Annotated in this window: 18 protein-coding genes; 10 read left to right on the top strand and 8 right to left on the bottom strand. The window is 39.0% G+C overall.

The window, feature by feature from the left end:
• Positions 1-84: 84 nt before the first annotated feature.
• The 5 genes from H6G76_RS07660 to H6G76_RS07640 all read left to right on the top strand — a co-directional run bounded on the left by H6G76_RS07660 (position 85) and on the right by H6G76_RS07640 (position 5,242).
• Complete coding sequence (locus H6G76_RS07660) at positions 85-1,149, top strand: mannose-1-phosphate guanylyltransferase (protein ID WP_190697895.1); 1,065 nt, start codon at positions 85-87, stop codon at positions 1,147-1,149.
• Positions 1,150-1,233: 84 nt separating this feature from the next.
• Positions 1,234-1,512, top strand: a complete 279-nt coding sequence (gene yidD / locus H6G76_RS07655; protein WP_190697892.1) for a membrane protein insertion efficiency factor YidD — start codon at positions 1,234-1,236, stop codon at positions 1,510-1,512.
• Between the two features lie 28 nt (positions 1,513-1,540).
• On the top strand, positions 1,541-3,184 hold the full coding sequence (locus H6G76_RS07650; RefSeq protein ID WP_190697889.1) for an AarF/ABC1/UbiB kinase family protein: 1,644 nt from the start codon (positions 1,541-1,543) through the stop codon (positions 3,182-3,184).
• A 147-nt stretch (positions 3,185-3,331) separates the two neighbouring features.
• Positions 3,332-4,312: an ATP-binding cassette domain-containing protein gene (locus H6G76_RS07645; RefSeq protein ID WP_190697886.1), complete on the top strand. Its 981-nt coding sequence runs from the start codon at positions 3,332-3,334 to the stop codon at positions 4,310-4,312.
• 141 nt (positions 4,313-4,453) lie between these two features.
• Complete coding sequence (locus H6G76_RS07640; RefSeq protein WP_190697882.1) at positions 4,454-5,242, top strand: ABC-2 family transporter protein; 789 nt, start codon at positions 4,454-4,456, stop codon at positions 5,240-5,242.
• An 82-nt stretch (positions 5,243-5,324) separates the two neighbouring features.
• Here the strand turns inward: H6G76_RS07640 and H6G76_RS07635 are convergent, their stop codons facing one another.
• On the bottom strand, positions 5,325-5,645 hold the full coding sequence (locus tag H6G76_RS07635) for a multidrug efflux SMR transporter (protein ID WP_190697880.1): 321 nt from the start codon (positions 5,643-5,645) through the stop codon (positions 5,325-5,327).
• A gap of 506 nt (positions 5,646-6,151) precedes the next feature.
• Here H6G76_RS07635 and H6G76_RS07630 point away from each other — a divergent pair.
• Positions 6,152-6,601, top strand: coding sequence for an Hsp20/alpha crystallin family protein (locus H6G76_RS07630; RefSeq protein WP_190697876.1), 450 nt, complete (start codon positions 6,152-6,154; stop codon positions 6,599-6,601).
• A gap of 135 nt (positions 6,602-6,736) precedes the next feature.
• On the opposite strand, the gene H6G76_RS07625 is transcribed toward H6G76_RS07630, so the two are convergent.
• Together H6G76_RS07625 and H6G76_RS07620 are read right to left on the bottom strand one after the other, a co-directional pair.
• Positions 6,737-7,072, bottom strand: coding sequence for a DUF5615 family PIN-like protein (locus tag H6G76_RS07625; protein WP_190697874.1), 336 nt, complete (start codon positions 7,070-7,072; stop codon positions 6,737-6,739).
• Complete coding sequence (locus H6G76_RS07620) at positions 7,065-7,376, bottom strand: DUF433 domain-containing protein (protein WP_190697871.1); 312 nt, start codon at positions 7,374-7,376, stop codon at positions 7,065-7,067. The genes H6G76_RS07625 and H6G76_RS07620 overlap by 8 nt, the downstream gene beginning before the upstream one ends.
• 161 nt (positions 7,377-7,537) lie before the next feature.
• On the opposite strand from H6G76_RS07620, the gene H6G76_RS07615 reads away from it, so the two are divergent.
• Positions 7,538-8,959 carry a carotenoid oxygenase family protein gene (locus tag H6G76_RS07615; RefSeq protein ID WP_190697868.1) on the top strand — a complete coding sequence of 474 codons (1,422 nt, stop codon included), beginning with the start codon at positions 7,538-7,540 and terminating at the stop codon, positions 8,957-8,959.
• A 191-nt stretch (positions 8,960-9,150) separates the two neighbouring features.
• On the opposite strand, the gene H6G76_RS07610 is transcribed toward H6G76_RS07615, so the two are convergent.
• Positions 9,151-9,363 carry a hypothetical protein gene (locus tag H6G76_RS07610; protein WP_190697865.1) on the bottom strand — a complete coding sequence of 71 codons (213 nt, stop codon included), beginning with the start codon at positions 9,361-9,363 and terminating at the stop codon, positions 9,151-9,153.
• Positions 9,364-9,385: 22 nt separating this feature from the next.
• Here H6G76_RS07610 and H6G76_RS07605 point away from each other — a divergent pair, with 22 nt between their 5' ends.
• Entirely contained in the window at positions 9,386-10,495 is a 1,110-nt protein-coding gene (locus H6G76_RS07605; RefSeq protein ID WP_190697862.1) for a precorrin-8X methylmutase, read from the top strand.
• 516 nt (positions 10,496-11,011) lie between these two features.
• Positions 11,012-14,293, top strand: coding sequence for a DUF4912 domain-containing protein (locus H6G76_RS07600; protein WP_190697859.1), 3,282 nt, complete (start codon positions 11,012-11,014; stop codon positions 14,291-14,293).
• Between the two features lie 297 nt (positions 14,294-14,590).
• On the opposite strand, the gene H6G76_RS07595 is transcribed toward H6G76_RS07600, so the two are convergent.
• From H6G76_RS07595 to H6G76_RS07585, 3 genes are all read right to left on the bottom strand, one after another.
• Positions 14,591-14,887, bottom strand: coding sequence for a hypothetical protein (locus H6G76_RS07595; protein ID WP_190697856.1), 297 nt, complete (start codon positions 14,885-14,887; stop codon positions 14,591-14,593).
• Positions 14,888-14,950: 63 nt separating this feature from the next.
• Positions 14,951-15,844, bottom strand: coding sequence for an ABC transporter ATP-binding protein (locus tag H6G76_RS07590; RefSeq protein ID WP_190697853.1), 894 nt, complete (start codon positions 15,842-15,844; stop codon positions 14,951-14,953).
• 4 nt (positions 15,845-15,848) lie between these two features.
• A complete protein-coding gene (locus tag H6G76_RS07585; RefSeq protein ID WP_190697850.1) occupies positions 15,849-16,622 on the bottom strand; it encodes an ABC transporter permease in 774 nt (257 codons plus the stop codon).
• A gap of 466 nt (positions 16,623-17,088) precedes the next feature.
• Between H6G76_RS07585 and H6G76_RS07580 the strand changes: the two genes are divergently transcribed.
• The gene (locus tag H6G76_RS07580) at positions 17,089-18,264 is read left to right on the top strand and encodes a polysaccharide pyruvyl transferase family protein (protein WP_190697847.1); all 1,176 of its coding nucleotides are present in this window, start codon (positions 17,089-17,091) and stop codon (positions 18,262-18,264) included.
• A gap of 261 nt (positions 18,265-18,525) precedes the next feature.
• On the opposite strand, the gene H6G76_RS07575 is transcribed toward H6G76_RS07580, so the two are convergent.
• Positions 18,526-19,995: a lipopolysaccharide biosynthesis protein gene (locus H6G76_RS07575; protein ID WP_190697844.1), complete on the bottom strand. Its 1,470-nt coding sequence runs from the start codon at positions 19,993-19,995 to the stop codon at positions 18,526-18,528.
• Positions 19,996-20,866: the final 871 nt, after the last annotated feature.

Genomic DNA, 20,866 nt, shown 5'->3' with positions numbered 1-20,866 from the left:
TTATGTTAATCCAAGCTACAAATCTTGCCAGCGTAAAAGCACACTGTACACTTGTAGTGTTCTTGCGTAGGTGTGTATGACAACATGAATAGTTCCTTGTTCCCCGTCATCCTCGCTGGTGGCAAAGGTGAGCGTTTTTGGCCTCTCAGTCGTAAAGACCGTCCTAAACAATTTTTAAGTCTAGATGGTAGTTCTAGAAGTTTACTGCAAGCAACTGCTGATCGATTGCTCCCATTGGCAGACGGTTGGAATTCCTTATGGGTAATTACTTCTAGCCAGATAGCTGAAGGTGTACGCCAACAGTTGCCCGAACTGCCATCGCCAAACTTATTAATTGAGATAGAGGGAAGGGATACTGCCGCCGCCGTTGCTTGGACAAGTTTAGAAATTAAAAAGCGTTATGGAGAAGACGCTGTTATTGGCTTTTTTCCGGCTGACCATTGGATAGCTGACCAAAAGGCGTTTTCAAACACATTAAAGGCTGCTACTCAACTAGCAACAAGCACCGCAGCGATTGTTACTTTAGGAATTAAGCCCACTTTTCCATCAACTGGTTACGGCTACATTGAACAAGGTGAAAAGATGGGTAACTTTAATGAGTTGCCAGCTTATCACGTCAACCGTTTTACTGAAAAGCCTAACCGCGAATTAGCAGAAACTTTTTTATCTACGGGACGTTTTAGCTGGAATAGTGGAATGTTCGTGTTTCGGGCTGGGGTTGTTCTTGAGGAACTACACACCCATGCGCCAGAAATCATTGAACCTTTAGAACAATACGGCCCTGAGGTTTACCCCCAGTTGCCTAAAAAGAGTATAGACTATGCACTCATGGAAAAGACCAATCTAGCATACGTCATGCCTGTTGATTTTGGTTGGGATGATTTAGGAGATTGGAATGCGATCGAGCGTTTACTCAAAAAAGAAGAGACTCCCAATGTAGAATTAGCTACTCATGTAGGGTTAGATACGCAAGGATCAATCCTTTATGCTAGTAATCCAGAGGATGTAATTGTTACTATTGGTTTAGAGGATGTGGTGATTGTGCGCGATCGCAACGTTACACTCATCGTCAATAAAGAACGCACCCAAGAAATTAAGCAGGTTCTCAAAATCCTGCAAGATGATCCCCGCTTTTCTAACCTACTGTAACTATCAAAGTTAAAACCCTTGACAGAGGCTTGAAAGCTAGTTTTTCTATTATAACTTGATTGTCTGTTATTTTTACTGACAGTTATGACTAGCTTTGAGCCTTTGGCTAAGACAATAGCTATTAACTCCATCACCGCTTATCAAAATTATCTTTCTCCGTTTAAGGGTTTTTCTTGCGCCCATCGCCAATTACATGGAGGAGAATCTTGTTCAACTTACATTAAGAAAATATTAAGTGAACAAAGCTTATTAGAAGTTGTAAAATCATCCCAAAAAAGATTTCAAGACTGTACTTTAGCCAGTCGAACTTTAACTAAAAATAGCTCCGGCTGTATTGTAATTCCTTGTTGTCTACCACTTTAAATTTACTGCTGGCTTGCAGTTTACCAAAATGTTTCTAACCCAAACTGTTCCTCGTCAACGAGAAATTATTGAAGTAGTACTTCGCAATGGCTGGGATTATATGCGAAGACTGCTGACGGGTGGCAAAACCGATGAACCCCAGCTACCCACCCCAGCAGTTTTAAAAAATATCTTGGTAAATTTGGGGCCTGTTTATGTCAAACTTGGTCAGTTATTATCGACTCGGCCAGATTTACTAAGTGCCTCATACATTGAGGAACTGTCAACACTACAAGATGAAGTACCGCCAGTTCCCTGGACAGAGATCGAAGTAGTTATTCGCAAACAATTAAAACGTCCCCTAGAAGAAGTTTTTCAAAAGATTAACCCAGTCCCCGTGGCGGCGGGATCAATTGCTCAAACTCATCGCGCCACATTAGCCGATGGTCGAGAAGTCGCGCTGAAAGTGCAACGTCCGGGGATCGAGATTACCATTGCTCAAGATATTGCTTTAATTCAGGGGATCGCTGATTTAGTTGCGCGTACAGATTTTGGACAAACTTACGAAATTAAATCCACGGCTGAAGAATTTACCAAAGCTTTAGAAGCGGAATTAGACTTTACAAGAGAAGCTGGATATACAGACGAACTGCGACGAAATTTAGCTAAAGGTCGCTGGTTTGACCCGAAACAAATTGTAGTTGCAGAAATTTATTGGGATTTAACTTCCGAAAAGTTGTTGGTAATGGAGTGGTTAGATGGAGTCCCCTTCTTGTCAGCAACATTTAACAGCGACAATAATGGTAATGTAGCGGCAGAACGTAAAGCTATAACTACGTTATTATTTCGGGCATTTTTCCAACAGTTATATATTGATGGGTTTTTTCATGCCGATCCCCATCCCGGAAATTTGTTTTATCTCAACGATGGTCGGGTAGCACTGTTAGATTGTGGGATGGTAGGTAGACTCGATCCTCGTACCCAGCAGATATTAACAGAAATGTTGCTGGCGATCGTCGATTTAGATGCTGGTAGGTGCGCTCAGTTAACATTGCAGTTAGCAGATTCACCACAGCCCGTAATTGTAGCGCGGCTAGAAAGTGATTATGACCGGATGTTGCGGAAATATCATAATGTCAGCTTGACGGAGATGAACTTCAGTCAAGTGATTTATGAAATTTTGCAAGTTGCCCGCAACAATAAAATTAGACTGCCGAGCAATATGGGTTTATATGCTAAAACCCTAGCTAATTTAGAAGGTGTAGCCCGTGCCTTCAACCCAGAAATTAATTTGTTTGATGAAGTCAAGCCGTTAATGACAGACTTGTTTAGACGGCAACTAGTGGGCGATAATCCGGTGCGATCGCTTTTAAGAACTGCCCTCGACTTAAAAAGTTTATCATTACAATCACCCCGACAAATTGAACTATTATTAGACCGAGTTACATCAGAAACCCTGCAATGGAATTTATCGTTGCGCGGTTTAGATGGAATGCGCCGCACATTAGACGATGCCGCCAATCGTTTGTCTTTTAGTATATTGGTGGGTTCATTGATAATGGGCGCAGCAATTATTACTACAAAAGCGCAGACATCACAATTATCGTTCTTAAGTAGTGTGTTATTTGCTGCTGCCAGTTTGTTGGGATTGTGGCTGATTATTAGTACATTGCGATCGGGGCGTTTACGTTAACACATATACTTTTACCTGGGATTTATCAAGGAAAATTATCCTAATTTATAGTTCGCAAAGCACCTACCCTAGTCTTTTCAACCTCTGAGAGACGTAGATGATTGATGAAACAATCTCGCGTCTTTTGCAGGTTTAGAAATAAATTTTATGTCAAATATATTTGTTGAAAATCTCAGTAAATTTTATCCTGTAGCTGTCAAAGAGCCAGGTATTGCCGGGACAATTACCCACTTCTTCCGGCGTAACTACCGTGTAATTAAAGCTGTACAGGATGTTTCCTTTGAAATTGCTCCCGGTGAGGTGGTGGGGTTTTTGGGGCCAAATGGCGCAGGTAAAACTACGACATTGAAGATGCTGACGGGTTTGATACATCCTTCTGGTGGAACAATCAAAGTTGCTGGACACACCCCTTTTCTGCGTCAAGAAGCATTTTTACAAAAAATTACCTTAGTCATGGGACAAAAGCAGCAACTTCTCTGGGATATACCAGCAATGGATTCTTTGAGAATTAATGCTGCTGTGTATGACATCCCCGATAAAGAATTTCACCGGCGGGTAGGTGAATTATCAGAGATGCTGTTTTTGGATGGTCAGCTTAACCAGCCAGTGCGAAAACTGTCATTAGGCGAGCGGATGAAGGCAGAATTGTTAGCAGCACTTTTGCACCGTCCTCAAGTATTGTTTTTAGATGAACCAACACTAGGCTTAGATGTGAATGCTCAAGTGGCTGTGCGTGACTTTTTGCGCGAGTACAATCAGCGTTATCAGGCGACAGTGTTATTAACTAGCCACTATATGGCTGATATTACCGCATTGTGTCAGCGAGTGCTGTTAATTCACCAAGGAAAGCTAATGTATGACGGTAGTTTAGATGGGCTGCTAGAACGCTTTGCACCATATCGAGAAGTTCATGTAGAGTTAGCCCAACCCTTACCAAAAGAAAAACTCAAATCTTACGGAGAAGTACAACTCTTAGACGGACGAGCAGTAAGCTTTATAGTAGAGCAAGATGCACTGACACGAACCGTAGCTCAAATTTTGGCAGATTTAGAAGTGATTGATTTAAAAGTCACCGAACCGCCCATAGAAGAGGTAATTGGTAAAGTATTTCAGGCGGGAGTTATCTAGAAACTGCTGAGTTTTTCAATAGTAAACAAATTATAGGACTAGTATTTGATTTTTGAAAAAAATCAGTACATTGTTACCTGCCTATTGCCTATTGCCTGACTACACAGGTATGTTCAGTAATCAAACCGGATTCCTATATCAATGAAACAGATTATTAGAAAAGCTGGGGTTTTGCTGTCAGTTTACTATGCTAATACGCTGGAGTATCGGGCAGAATCAATTTTATGGGTGTTGTCCGGGTCTTTGCCAATTATCCTGATGGGTGTGTGGATACAAGCAGCGCAAGGAGGACAGTTTGGTTTAACATCTGTAGATTTTACTCGGTACTTTCTCACAGTTTTTCTTGTGAGACAAATCACAGTAGTTTGGGTAATTTGGGAATTTGAAAAAGAAGTAGTAGAAGGTAAACTATCTCCCAGATTGTTACAACCGATAGATCCAGTTTGGCATCATGTTACCGCACATCTTTCTGAAAGAGTAGCTCGCATTCCGTTTACTATTTCGTTAATAGTCTTGTTCTTTCTGTTGTATCCTCAAGCTGTTTGGTTGCCTAATTTCGGTCAAATACTACTATTTACATTAGCGGTAGTGTTAGCGTTTATTTTACGATTTGTAATTCAATATACCCTGGCAATGTTTGCCTTTTGGACAGAACGAGCTAGTGCTTTAGAGAATTTCTGGTTTTTATTCTTTTTATTTTTATCAGGGATGATTGCGCCTTTAAATGTCTTTCCTGAACAAGTGCGAAATATAGTGTTTTTTACACCTTTCCCTTATTTAATTAACTTCCCTGCAAGTCTTTTAGTGGGGCTACCAGTAGATATAGCGCGAGGGTTTATGTCAATGATTGGTTGGATAGTTTTGTTGTTGGGAGTGAATCGTGCGTTGTGGCGTGCAGGTTTAAAGCGATATTCAGGGATGGGTGCGTAAGCAGGGAACAGGTAACAAGGAACAGTTAACAGATAATTATTGTGCTTACCTAGTCTATTGTGGAACAGACTAGGGTATTTTTTTATTTGCCAGAGTTTATCCCGATTACCCCGACAATAATTAAAGCAATAGATACAAATTTTGCCATCGACATTGATTCACGAAACCAAAAAATACCGATACTAGCAATTAAAGTTGTACCTAAACCTGACCAGACCGCATAAGCAACACTAACTTCAATCTTTTTGAGTGATAAAGTCAAAAAGCTAAAACAAATTCCATAACAGATAAAGATTAATGCTGAAGGAACAACTTTAGTAAATCCCTCCGATAACTTCATAGAAGTTGTTCCAGCGACTTCAAACAGAATTGCGATGATGAGATAAATCCAACTGGCTGTCATATCTGTTATAAATTTTTAATTGAAACGTGTAACATTCAAGTATATTTAATTACTTGGATGCCCAACGAAGAATGATAAGTAAAAATTCTATCCTCACTAAATTAACTATTTCTGCTATTTAAATGACAACTATGATAAGTCAAATATCCGACTTATTAAAGAAGTTAGGTATATAGAAATCAGGTTTGATTACTAAACTTAATTGTTTAGGAAAGCAGTAGGCAATAGGTAATAGCAAAGAAGGTAAGTGAAATGTACTGATTTTTGAACAAATCAAAGATGAATCTATCTATTAATAATAAATAAGATAAGGTTCGGTTAGTACACCAAAATAAGGTGAGTCTACCGTAATGCTATTAACGATAATGTTAGGTTCGGTAATCATCATTTCATAAGTGAGAAAAACCGAATTTACCACTTTTGGTATTTTGAATACTATAAAAACAAGTTAAATGATTAACACCTAAATCAACTACAAAAACTAGGCATTATCTGAGGTAAACATTATGACATTAGTACGTTGGAACCCTTGGCAAGAAATGAACACCATCCAAAGACAACTCAATCGCTTATTTGAAGAAGATATGCTACCATCGACCCTTCTAGAAAGAACATTTGCAAGAGTTCCGGCTGCTGAATTACAAGAAACTGAAGATGCTATTCTTCTGAAACTGGAACTACCAGGAATAGAAGCCAAAGAACTGGATGTACAAGTTACCGAAAAAGCTGTTTACGTCAGTGGCGAACGTAAATCAGAAACAAAAACTGAAGACAAAGGTGTAACCAAGTCTGAATTTCAATATGGCAAATTCCAACGCTTGATTCCTTTGCCAACCCGCATTCAAAATACCAACGTCACCGCCGAATATAAAGATGGTATTTTGCATTTGACTCTGCCTAAAGCCGAAGAAGAAAAGAAAAAAGTTGTCAAGCTGAATCTAGAATCTATTGGCTAATTGGTAATTTGAGATAATTAGAACCCCGACTTTTTTCAAAAGTCGGGGTTCTTGTTGTTCACGGATGATTGATGCTAGGACTATTATTTTGTAGGCGATTGTTATAGAGTATGTTGTTATAAATCTCTGTGGATTTTACACAAACTCAACACGTCCTACCATCTCTCTAGGTGTCATTACCTCATTAATTAAAATTAAGGTTTCAAGAATTTCACCAATTGAGCGGGTTCCTTTCTTACAGTATGTAATGCCAGGATGATCAAGTCGAGAACTTGCAATAATTAAAAAATCTGCATCTTGAGTGAACAAGACACGCTGTGTTTTCTGAATAAACGCTAACTGAACTTCGTCACTTTGGGTACGTAATTCTACATCATTGGTTGTTGTAACATCAATTCCATAACGTCGTAAGCCAAGCGCGATCGCCGGATCGACATTTTCATCCAAATGAAAGCGAATTCGCTCATTCATTCCGCAACTGTTTAAGTTTCTCTTGAAGACGCGAGGGATGGTTTTGCTTTATTATCTCAACTAACTCTTCTTCTTTCGCTGTGCGGCTATCAATTTCGTCTCGGTGATCAAAGTAGTAAGCCATTGCTGCATAGACAGATGCTAGTAACAAGTCATATTTACCAGCAATCTCTACTAAAGAATACCCCATCTTTAAATGCATCACGGCCACATCCTCTACAGCAATACGAGTACCAGCAATGCAAGGTTTTGCACTCCGCACATCAGAAGTGATCGCAATATGCTCTCGACTAACTAATTGCATTGATCAATATTCCACGTCTGTTTCATTATTTAATAATATAAAGCAGTCCTCGCTTTGACATGATATCTTGTTAGGTTTTGGCTATAAAGTTTAGTTCACTGATTGCCATACGCATTGAATTAGGTAATCTTGGAAATTTACCCAGTTTCATCAAAGACATAATGGAAAACGCATCTGTTAACCCATACCTTGATGGCAATTTTGCGCCGGTTCGAGAAGAAATTACTGCGGACACCTTAGAAGTAATTGGGGAATTTCCACCCGAATTATCAGGAATGTTTGTGAGAAATGGCCCTAATGTCCAATGGTCGCCTATTGGTCAGTATCACTTATTTGATGGGGATGGGATGCTGCATGGTGTGAGAATTAATAACGGCAAAGCTTCTTATCTTAACCGCTATGTGCAGACGCAAAAATGGCAAGCTGAACATGAAGCAGGTAAGGCAATTTTGACTGGGTTTTTAGAACCGCCACAGCAAAATAATCATCCTGGTATATCTAGAAATACTGCTAATACGGCTTTAGTTTGGCATGATGGACAGTTGTTGGCAACGTGGGAAGGTGGCGCGCCTTACGCAATTGGGCTTCCTGAGTTAAAGACAATCGGTAAGTACACCTTTGATGGCAAACTAGTTTCTGCGTTCACCGCCCATCCAAAGGTAGACCCCATCACGGGTGAAATGGTGTTCTTTGGCTACTCTTTTGCACCACCATATTTGCAATACGGCATAGTTTCTGCCTCTGGTGAGTTGCTAAAGACGGTGCCAATTGAAATTCCTGTAGCTGTGATGATGCATGATTTTGCTATCACAGAAAATTACACAATTTTCATGGATTTACCCTTGACTTTCCGCCCAGAACGGATGCAGCAAGGAAAACCAATGCTGATGTTTGAGAGCGATCGCCCAAGTCGTTTTGGTATTCTCCCACGTCACGGCGATAACAGCAATATTCGCTGGTTTGAAAGTCCCTCATGCTATGTTTTTCATACCCTTAACGCCTATGAACAAGGTGATGAAATGGTACTGATTGCCTGTCGTATGAGTTCTACTTCTTTGTTGGGTTCTAATAATGCTGACCCTGATGCAGGTATTCCACGACTGCATGAATGGCGGTTTAATCTAACTACTGGGGCTGTGTCTGAGTCTAGCTTAGATGATACTGCTGGGGAATTTCCTCGCGTTAATGAGAATTTCTTGGGGCGGCAAACTCGCTATGGTTACGTCAATAAAAGCGCAGCTACTTCTGTGCCTTTGTTTGAAGGGATAATGAAATACGATTTCAGCAATAATAAAACTCAAATCCATGCATTTGGGGCAGGGCGTTATGGTGGTGAGTCTATATTTGTGCCGCGTCCCTACGCAACTGAGGAAGATGATGGCTGGCTGATGACTTTTGTTCACGATGAGACGGCTAACACTTCGGAGTTAGTGGTTGTGAATGCTCAAGATATCACAGATGAACCTGTAGCGCGGATGCTAATTCCCCAACGCGTACCCTATGGTTTTCATGCTACTTGGGTGAATGAAAAACAGGTACAAGGGTTTTATAGCAGGCAACAGGCAATAGGCAACAGGGAATAGGTTTGAAAGTCTCTTACTGTTTTAGTTTTAACCATAAATAAGATTCAAGCATTTGTAATAAACGCTTGAATCTTATTTATGAATGGTCAAAGGTTAACAAGAAATGCTTGAGTGTTTGCAACAAATGTTTAAATATTTCTAGCAAATGTTTAAGCATTAACAAGAAATGCTTGAGTGTTTATAACAAATGCTTAAACATTTATAGCAAACGTTGGAATGTTAATCACAAAGATTCGATTGTTTGTAACAAATGCTTGAATGTTAGTTATAAATGTTGAAACGTTAGTAAATAATGTTTGAGTGGAAGTGAGATCGCCAAGTTCTAATACTTGTGTTGCGTAATTTTTGATGGGTTTGGGTTGGGCAACTACATTAATTGCTTGGAAGATGAAGATATTCAACAAGCTTTAATTTTTGCAACTTCCTATGAAAACTGATAGCTTGACAATTAAAGAACTTACCCAAGCGGTAGGCGGTGGGATTACGCCGCGCATGGTACGACATTATCATGAATTGGGGTTGTTGCCGCAACCAGTGCGATCGCCTAGCAACTATCGTCTCTACACAGAACAAGATGTCATCCGTCTACAAAGAATTGTGGCTTTGAAGCAGCAAGGCTTTCAACTCAACCACATCCGCAATATTCTGGAGGTGGAACCAGAAACCGAAACTTTGACAGCGCAGTTGCAACAGCAATATCGGGCTGTGATGCAGCAAATTGCCCAACTGCGACAAACAGCCTCAGCATTAGAAGGATTATTAGGACGCGATCGCCATTGTCAAATTATGCAGGCAGAAGTCCTCGCTCAACTCAAATTATTAGAAGTAGAAACGCAAGTTGGCTTAGGCGGGTTAGAACAACTTTGGAGTGGCTTAGATGCCCAGGTGCATACTCATTGGGAAAGTTTTGCCGAATCCTTACAATGCCTATTACCTGATTTATCTAACCGTTCTGAGATTGAACAACACCTAATTGCACAGTTAGTTTTAGCCTGTGGTGATGTGAGTTTAGCATCGTTTGTGAGGGTGAGTGCTGGGGCGATCGCAGCTAGTCGTACTGCCCTAAAATCTAATTGTGAGATTTTTGTTGATATCCCTACCGTTGCTGCCGCCTTAGATCAAACAAGATTAGCTCACTTAGGCTGCCAAGTCAGCATTTTAATTGACAATTGCCACATCACCACTGCTATAGAAGCAGAACAAGAATTTTGGCAGCGTCAAGAATGGCGCGAAAAATTACTCCAAGTCTCTAAAGGCTGCATTGTTGTGATTGGTTATGCACCTTCTGTTTTATTAGCAACCTGCACCGCCATCAAAGAGCAAAAAATTAACCCCGCCTTGGTAATTGGAATGCCTATTGGCTTTAGCCATGCTCCCGCCGCTAAACGCCAACTCATGCAGCAAGACATCCCGTGGCTCACAATTGAAGGCACTTTGGGGGGCGGCTTGTTAGCGGCGACGGCTTTAAATGCCTTAGTTGAGTCATTGATTGAGAAACCAGATTGTCATTGTTATTTATCAGAGAGTGGGGAGTAGGGAGTGGGTTATAAGTATTCAGTAAAAAACCTTGTACCCAATTCATCTGCTTGAAAGTCTCTTTTAAGGCTGTTTACTGCTTACTGCTGACTGTCTACTGATATAACTTGTATATTTTTGTGAAAAAATCCTAGTCTAATTGCTAATAAATGTGTTAATTACATCGAAATCTATTTCATCAAAGAAGAACTTAAAAATCTGCATTCTTTTCAATGAATTAAAAAACCTAAACACCCATAGTTAGTAGCCAAAGTCAAGAAGAAGGGTGTGGGGTGTAGTAAGGAAATCAGTAGGGGGTAGAGTGTATCCCAACGACATGATTCTTCTTTTCTCCCTACACCCTACACCCTACACCCTAGTTTTGGTCAAGCTTAAGCATAGATTCGTATAAGTAAATTACGCAACTTGAAAAGAAACTTGACACTAGATGTATAATTAGCGCGTCTCCTCCCAGATAACAAAATCCTATTCAGTACTGGTCGGCTTGCAGTATTCTGTACCTTAAATTAAAAGCATATGTGGCAACAACAAAAAAAAGATAGTGCGATCGTCAATTTGGCATTATCGCTCGCCTTAGCTACCACCCCTATGGCAGTAAATGTCTTCGTGTCAGCACCAGTGTTGGCACAATCTGCCACTGAGACTCCTACTTTCTCACTGCCGCAAACGGTGGAGAATGGTTCTACAGTGCGTGTTGATGGTTCAAGTAGCTTGGCTCTCATTAACCAAAACCTCAAACAAGGTTTTGAGCAACAGTTTGCGGGTACAAAGGTAGAAGTTGCCAATAATGGTACAGATGCGGCGCTCAAAGCTGTACTTGAAGGAAAAGTTGATGTAGCTGCGATCGGGCGCGGCTTGACTCCTGAAGAAAAAGCTCAAGGTTTAGAGCAAGTCCGTTTGCACCGCGAAAAGATTGCGATCATTGTCGGGGAAGAAAATCCCTTTCGGGGCAGCTTGACTGATAAAGAATTCGCTAGAATTTTTCGAGGTAGAAGAATTACTGATTGGTCGCAAGTGGGCGGCCCTCCAGGTAAGATTCGCGTCATCGATCGCCCAGATACTAGCGATACCCGCCAAGCACTCAACAACTACCCAGTTTTTAAGATAGTAAAATTTACTACTGGCCCTACCGCTACTCAATTAACTGAAGACAACACCGCCGAAATCGTCAAACAACTAGGTAAAGATGGCATCAGCTATGCCAGAGTTAATCAGATATCTAAGTTACCTGGTGTGCGGGTTCTCCAGTTGCATCAAGCTTTGCCAGATGATCCTAAATATCCCTTCTCCCAACCTTTAGTTTACGTTTACAAAAGCAATCCTAGCCCAGCTGTAGCAGGTTTTCTCGGCTTTGCACTGGCAAAACCAGGAAAACAAGCTATAGAACAAGCTAGAACCGCAGAAGCAGAAGCGATCGCCAAAGGTGAAACACCAACACTCCAGCTAGTTGTTAATCAAACATCTACTACCGAAGCAACCACAGCCCAAGCTACACCACCAGCAGCAACTACTGCACCTACTACAGCAGCAACCACCGCACCTACTACAGCAGCAACTACAGCCCCAGCTGCTACATCTAGCCAACAGCAACCTGCTACTGCTCCCTCAACAAGTAATCCCCTCTCCCAAGGACAAATCCCGCTTTGGTGGTTGGTGTTACCCTTGGGTGTCATTGCTGGATTGTTGTTGTGGATAGTGAGAACTAGCTCCTCGTCAGATAGTGCAGCAGCAGAAAACCAATTACCAGCAAGTTCTGAGCCATCTGCACCAACAGCAATAGCAGATAACACTGTTGTCAGCGAACCTGCAATTCCACCAGTCAATGGAACGAACGGTAACACTCCTCATAACGGTACTGCTAACTTATTGGAAGGCACTACCCCAGCGACAACAGATACAGGTTTAGCAATTGGGGCTGGGGCTGTGATCAGTTCAATGGTGATTGGCAAAGAAACAGACAATCACAAAGCTGAGGATAATAGTTACGATCTGAGCATATCGCCTTGGGATATGGAAGCACCTGCTGCGGTAGTCAATACCACATATCCACCAATGGGAGATGTGTCGAGAAATACATATAATTCAGAATCACCTGCAACTGCAACAACTCCAGAAACAACTACGCCAGTAGCAGAAGTTGAAACGAGTACTCAAGTCACGCCAGTAGAAGCGAATGCTAGTCTTGATTTTCCTGAGATTCCAGAAGACTCAGTAAATGAAGATGATTGGGGTTTTGACCTAGTGGAAGATGTGACCCCAGCAGATTCTCAAGCAGAAAGTAGCGCAGAACCGCTAGATCCAGAGATAGAGAAATTAAATCATGTAGCGGATGCAGCAGAACCCGACTTAGAAGACACAGAATTACTAGATGATATTGCTGTGTTAGTTGCAGCAGTGTCAGCGTCATCTAATACTGATGGTATAAACCAACCAGAATTGAACGGGCAAGTGCCAACTAGTGTAACTGATGACATTTTAGCGATCGCAGATCCCCAAAGTAACATTGTCCTCACGCCTAGCAGTTACAACTCGGCTGATGTTGTTTGGGAAATTTCCGAAACTGGCCGACAAATGCTGCAAAATGCAGGTAAATCTCAATTAAATCTGCGAGTTTATGATGTCACAAATATTGACCTGAGTTATCAGCAGCCGCAATTGTTACAGCAATATGATTATGAACTCAGCACTTCTAATGGTACTGTAGCAATTCCCCAAACCGAGCGCGATTATATAGCAGCAATTGGCTATGCTATAGCAGGCGATGGCTGGGTAACTCTAGCACGTTCTGAAATTGTCCGCGTCTTTGGCAATACGCATACAAATAATACAACGGCAAATGTCGTATTAGTAGATGAGACAAGCCGTGTTGTTCTTACACCTAATACCCAACAATTCGCTGATGTTTCTTGGGAAATTTCGGACACTAGCAAGCAAATGCTGAAAAATGCTGGCATATTCCAGTTAGGTTTGCGGCTTTATGATGTCACAAATCTAGACTTGAGTTATCAGCAGCCGCAATTGGTGCAGCAGTACGAATTGGATTTGGAAACAGCCAATAGCAGCGTCAGTATTCCCGAAACTGATCGCGACTATGTAGCAGAAATTGGCTACCCAATTGTAGGCGATCGCTGGGTCAGCATCGCTCGTTCTGAGATTGTGCGCTTTTTCAGTCCTCCTTATGTAGAAGATGAAGGTATTTCTTTAGAGGCAGCAACTTGGCTACCAGCAGACGATAGCACTATTACTCTCACACCTCGGACTCCGAAGTGGGCTTACGCTTCTTGGAGTCTTTCGGAAAATCGCAAAGAAATACTGCATAATGCTGGTGTGACTCAATTAGCTTTGCGGCTGTATGATGCCACTGATATTGATTTAAGTTATCAGCAACCGCAATTAGTACAGCAGTATGAATGTGAAGAAATTACCCATGATCGCTATGTAGCTATTCCCACAAGCGATCGGGACTATATGATTGAACTCGGCTATGTCATCGAAGGCGACGGTTGGGTGACAATTATCCGTTCTAATGCGGTTCGCGTTTTCAGTCGTCCCCAACAAGATTTCTGGTTTGTAGCAGATGCAGAGTTAATTATTCACGGTGCGACGGAACCTAATGCAAGTGTCAATATTGCGGGTAATCCCATCTCTCTAAAACCCGATGGTACATTCCATCTCCGCGTTCCTTTTTCAGAGAACTTAATTGACTATCTGATGACTGCGGTTGCTGCTGATGGTGAAAACTCTAAAACAATTCATAAAAAGTTTTCCCAGGAAGTTGCAGAAGCTGAATATTCATAGCAAATAACACAAGACAGCTGCTCAGATCCCCAATTTCTTTGAGAAGTCGGGGATCTAATTCTTCTACTGTAGGTTGAGGAGGGGTTTTATAACCAATAGGATGTGTATCGCACAGCGCACCATTATGATATCCCAAGCAGTGCGTTAGCCTACGGCATAACACACCAAAATAGCTTTTGCGTTGGCGTAGCCAGCCGCAGGCATCGCCAAAATAACAAATGCGATATTTATTTTTACTTATAGTAAATATAGTTTTAACTATAAATGCTGATAGTTAATGTAACTTTTTTGATTGACTTATGGTGGTGAAGAATGGTTATATTGTTCACCAACATCTAAATGATGTTTTGTTTCACAGTCCACCTCGTTGTTTATGTAGTAGTAGGTATTTTGAACTAATTGTGGCGGATAGATATTGCCAGGAATTTGGGGAATTTCCACTATATTGTGAACTGGATGAAGATAATCATCCTTCTGTTCCCAATCTTGACTGTTTAACCGCCGCTTTTTATTAATTTGTCTGGTGATAATCACCGCTACCAGCCCAAAAGGACTTAACGATAGTAATAATCCAGCGAGTGCTAGTATTTCCATTACTTTTTGTCTGATAGTGCTGATTACAGACAACAGCAGTTGCAAGGGTAATTCCAGAGATGGTTAATTTTTTTGTGTAACTTCGAGATAAATATGCTCTAGACGCACAGGCGAAAGAGCGATCGCGTCAATTTTTATCCCTTCAAACCGCGCAATAATTTCTTTTAATTCCAGAGGTTCTGGTAGCCAAAAAGCTAATTCCTTACCATAGCGTCTAGGCGTAAAACCGGATGCTTGAGCGCAGGCGATCGCTTCTGTTTCTTGTGTAGTTTGTAAAACCAAAATTTCCGCAGCCGGAATTATCCCGCGTAGCTCTGCTAAACTACCCTCAGCTAAAATTTGCCCATGCTTGAGAATCCCAATTTTATTACACAGACGCTCCGCCTCATCTAATAAATGAGTCGTCAATAAAATTGTAATTCCCTGATTTTTCAGTTGCCGAATTAACTCCCAAATCTCATATCTGGCTTCAATATCTAACCCAGTAGTTGGCTCATCTAAAATTACTAACTTTGGTTGATGTACTAAAGCAACTGCAATATTTAACCGTCGCTGCATTCCCCCACTGAGAGTTTCTACCGGACTATTTGCTCTGTCTAATAAATTCACAGCCGCCAAAGTTGCTTGTACTTGTTGTTGGCGATTTTTTTTATCTAAGCCATAGATATTAGCAAAGAAATCTAAATTTTCTGTACAAGTTAAAGTTTTATATAGCAGATTTTCTTGAGGTGCAATCCCAATTATCTTTTTTGTTGCTGCCGAAATCGGCTGCTGATTAATTTGAACATTACCACTATCAGCTTTAACTAAATTACAAATAATATTAATAGTGGTTGTCTTTCCCGCCCCATTTGCCCCTATTAAACCGTAAATCTCTCCTGATTTAATATGCAAATTTAAATTATTAATAACTTTAGTTTTACCGTAAGACTTATTTAAATTGTTAATTGATAACATCTTTTTATAATCTTCTCTCTACTATCAACATTCGCTGATAAGATAGCCAACCACCAATCATCATTGCCATAGCAAATACTATTAAAAACCAAAAATGTGAAGCAATATCCCCAACTTGCTCACCCTTAGCAGATACTCCTACAAAAGCCTCATTCATATGATAAATAGGATTATATTTAGCAATATTAATTAAAGTTTTAGGAAACAGCGAACTCGGTAACAATGCTCCGCCTAAAATTAACAAAGGCACTCCAAAAGCTGCAACTAAAGCATTAACATCTTCGATACGACGTGCCAATTGAGTACCCAAAATAAACCCTAAGCCTACATAAGCCACAATACTCATGATAATAATGATTAGCCCTAAGAAAATAGAACCCTTAAAACTAGCACCCCAAAAGGCAGCTGTAGTATAAACTAACAATGTTTGTCCTAAGCCAATGCAACTATGAGCTAAAAAAATTCCTAAAAAATAGGATGTACCACTCAAAGGCGAGAGAAATAGACGTTTGAGAGTTTGTTGTTCTCTTTCTGCAACTACTGTAGCGACACTTCCACCCAAACAGCTAAAAAATAATGCTGCACCTACCAAAGTTGATGGTGCAGTATATGCAAAAGCGTCAGCAATTGATAGTTTTGCGCGTTCTGCCAAAATATAACCACCCAGCATTAACACTGAAACCGGAAAAATTGCCCAAAAAATCAAGCTGCGTCTGCGACGTAATAATTCAATTAATATGCGCTGCGTCACAGCTATAGTTTCGCGCCAATACTTCATTTTTTATCAGCCCATGATTTTTATTTTTTTAAAGTAAATAAATAGAGATAACTATTTATCGTAAGTGATAATAATTAGTTAATTAAAACTCAAAATCTAAATTTCATCTTATCTTAATATAGTTTTACCTAAATTTGACACTACACAAAGCCCGTCAATACAAGTAACAAATATTCTAGACTGCTAACTAAGTGCATTACTACATATTAGGTAAATGCAAAGTGTGTCATAAACTATGATTACTTATGGTATTATTATCCATGAAAATTAATAGTTAAAATTATTTTTTAGCATTTCAATTTTAAAATAACTGTAATACCAATGCTAAAATTACCTGACATCTATTAATTATTGAGACTACAATCTATGTTATATTGTTGATTCAAATAATTAATTTTAGAATCTCATAATAGTTTTAACCTCATAATCACTCATATTTCACAACTCTAAAGAGGTAGTGCATTTTATGGTAAATGAACAAACAAAAAATATTATTTTTTTAAGCCCTCAGACTCAGTATGAAAATTTAGGTGATTTAATTATTATTAAAGTCTTATTAGACAATTTAAGAAAATATGGAAATTTAGTTATCAATGAGAAAGATTTGCCAGAATGGTTTTGTCAGGAATTAGAGATAAAACAAGATGAGAGAGCTAGCAAATATAGAAGTAAATTTAGCTTGTTAGTACTTAAGTTTGCCTTAAAAAACTTATTTAGTTCTAAAAACAAAATTTATTATATTTTAACCCCTGGACATCGTTTTAGTGTAAACACTGATAATTATAATTTTGGAGAGTATTTAAATTACTTAAATAAAAAAATTCAATCTCTCACAACATACGCTATATTTAAAATCCTTGGTGTTCGTATATGTAGATTTGGAGTTTCTATTGGGCCATTCTCGACAATTGATGAAATAGCAGAAAAAGTCCAATCTAACTTGATGTATTTTTATTCAGTTAGAGACACAAAATCAGAAACTTACGCTAAAAAAATAGGAATAAATAAAGTTAAAATTTTTCCTGACTTGGCTTGGTTACTAAAAGTTAATACTACAAACAATAATTTAGTCCATTTTAATAATGAATATGTAATATTGAGTTTTAGAGAATCAACTCATTCTTTTGATGAATCGGATACTTATCGCAGGAATCTCTTTCCTATTTTAGACGAAATTGTTAAAACTGTATGTAACAAATGGAATAAAAAGTTGCTTGTTTCTTATCAAGTAGATATGGATTATGAGTTTAATAAAGAAATTTACTATAGATATAAAGGAGACTATAATGTAACCTTTGTTGATCAAAAAATCGACTCTCAAAAAATGTATGATTTGTATTCTCGTGCATACATGATTTTTAGCAATCGATTACACGTACTAATGTTTGCAACTGTTTGCGGTTCAATACCAGTTGCCGTAGTAGATAAAGCTAGGCATGATAAAATTATCGGCATATTTTCAGATGCAGAATTAATGCAGCAAGTTGTAGATATCTCTAGTAGTGAGCATATATTAGATTTATTAAATAACATTGAAGTTAATACTGAGGTGATTAAGAAAGACCTTGCTTTGTGTCTTGAGAAATATCAAACAGCAGGGGATACAACATTTAAATACGTTATGGCAGAGAAAATGAAATAAAAAATTTACAATTGTATTACAAAAAAGCTAAAATGACAGACTTGCTAAAAGAGTCTGTCATTTTCATCTTGCAATACATTTTTAATAATTTTATCTTTCAATTAGTCTAGTTAAGATTATTTCGCTGTCATCTAAGTTGCTCAACTTAAAAAAACATAAAATGTAGGGAAACCATGCGCGGCACCCCTCGTTCTTACGTCGCTAACGCTGCACAACTGGCTCCCCCTACTATTGTTTAATGTTTAATTAGTTTGAGATGTATTACTGTATTTGTTGTGCGGGACGAACTATATTCACTAACTGCCAAAACAGTTTTGGTGCAAGTAAAAAAATCGAAGATATATATACTATAAGTCCAGCTAGCACGGAGATTGATACGATTACAAGAGGGCTGAATGAATCACCAAGAAAATATTTAATAGACAAAATTGTCAATATTACAGCTACCGTTCCACCTAAAGCAGTTGCACCTTGGCGCAAAAAAGTAAAGACATTAATATTTATTTGCTTCCAAATGATCCAAATATTCAAGGGTGCAATCAAGTAAAGTCTAATTACAAAAGCATATGCAACAGCTACTATGCCCCATTTAACTGCTAGTGCAAAACCAATAATATTGGTCATAGCTTGTAATAAATCTAGAGCTAGTTTAAGTGAAGGCTTTCCAATGGCCATGAGTACAGAACCAGTGAAATAAAAATAAGCTATACCAATACCAGCAAGGTTTAAAGCTTGCATTACTGGGATGCTAGGTAGCCATTTTTCACCAAACACCAATTGAATCAATTCAGGTGCTAATATTGATGTCACTAAGAAGCCAGGAAAAGTAATTAGACTTGATAGTTGAATTGCTTGATAAAGTGCGCTTCTTAATCTTGCTGGATCTTTCTGCAACCTGGCAAAAGTTGGCAGAGTAACTTTTGATAAGACGCTAGTTAATAATTCTGTGAGAATTGAAAACACACGATAACCAACAGAATAATAACCTAATGCTGTAGAACCTAAGAAATAACCGACAAAAAAGTCGTCGGAACGGCGGCTAATAAAGAAAGCTAAATTCATGCCAACTACACTCACTCCAAAGGAAAAAAGTTCCTTAAAGTGTTTTGGCGAAAATTTGAATCTTGGCCGCCAATCACTAACCCGCCACATTACTAAAACCGCAGCTAAACTATTAGATAATTGCTGACCAACTAAACTCCAAACACCAAACCCCATGAATGCCATAGTCACGCCAACTATGCCACCAACAATCACGGCTATTAGCGAGCGTGTAGCAAGAGTCTTAAATGCTAATTTACGTTCAAAGATTGCATTCTGAACGCTAATGAATGCTTGGATTATAAAGTTTAATGAGAAACATCTAATAATAGGTATTATCTGTGGCTCTTTGAAGAAGTTACCAATTAAATCAGCACTGCTAAAACATAAGGTAGTGAGTATTAAACTTATTCCTAAATTAGTCCAAAACGCCGTATCTAAATGCTCTGATTCTAAATTGTGCCTTTGAACGATCGCTTGTGTAAATCCTTGATCAACAAATACTTGCAAAAAAGCTATAAATACGCTACTCAACGCCACCAGACCGAAGGTTTGTGGGCTTAACAGGCGCGCAAGTATAAAGAAAACAATTAGTGAAATTAATTGCCGTCCCCAACTTTCAATTGCAGACCAAAATACGCCTTTGATGGCTTTTTGTTTTAAATTTGATGGTTGTTGTGCTGGTTCCATTACGGAATTCACCCATTAAATGAGCAATTGCGTGTATTTTTAGTTAGTTTCTTGTCAGTCTATGAATGCCGACAAGCTACATTGCATAAAAATACTAAAAATAGTTTTTGTAAGTAATTAATATGCAAGTAATATTTACTAAGTAATTTTTTCTCTCAGTAGATTACCACAATGATTTAAGAGGCTAGTAGCTTTTCACAGAGTATTCATCAAATTTTTGGCATTTATATAAGACTGCCTAATCTAAGTATGGGGCGGTTTAAGATACTGTTTTGCTGATTTTGTGCGGCTTTGATGGTGATCTGGCTTGTTAAACAATTATTAAGAATATATAAATTCCTTGGCTTTGATTTTGAAGAAATTTCTAAAATGTGGTTTAATTATAAGTTTTATGCTAGCCACGTCAGAGCTATTTAAGCTGATGTGCATTCAAGTTGCAGAATTTGAATTGTTGGGAAAAACTTCAAACACTCTCCCCTGCAACCCTGTCAACAAGCAAGCTTTTGTGATTAACAGCATCAGTCTGCTCTAAAAAAGCTTTTTAAGTAGACAGAAAAGAATAATAGCTCATCTTTTGCCAACAATAGGTAATAAAATACACTTGAACAGCTTAATAATACTGAATTAATTTTTTCATGTTAGAAGGTAATTGAAGATAGTTGTTATGCAAATTAAGTATTTGTAATGTTTCCTGATGAAATATAGCGATAGCCAGTAGTGTTAGGACATTAGTAGATGAGAAAACTTAGACACTCAAATACTTTTAACCCTATAGAACCCATTTGACATCTTATGAGGTTTTGAATTAAGGTACTCCTCAGCATCTAAAATCCAATGCTAATGGCGTATTCCAGCGACTTCACTGATGCAG

The organism is Nostoc sp. FACHB-152 (assembly GCF_014697475.1).
In the GTDB taxonomy this organism is placed as follows: domain Bacteria; phylum Cyanobacteriota; class Cyanobacteriia; order Cyanobacteriales; family Nostocaceae; genus Nostoc_B.
The sequence above is the reverse complement of the archived record's forward strand: the minus strand, read 5'-3'. Positions and strand labels throughout refer to the sequence as shown.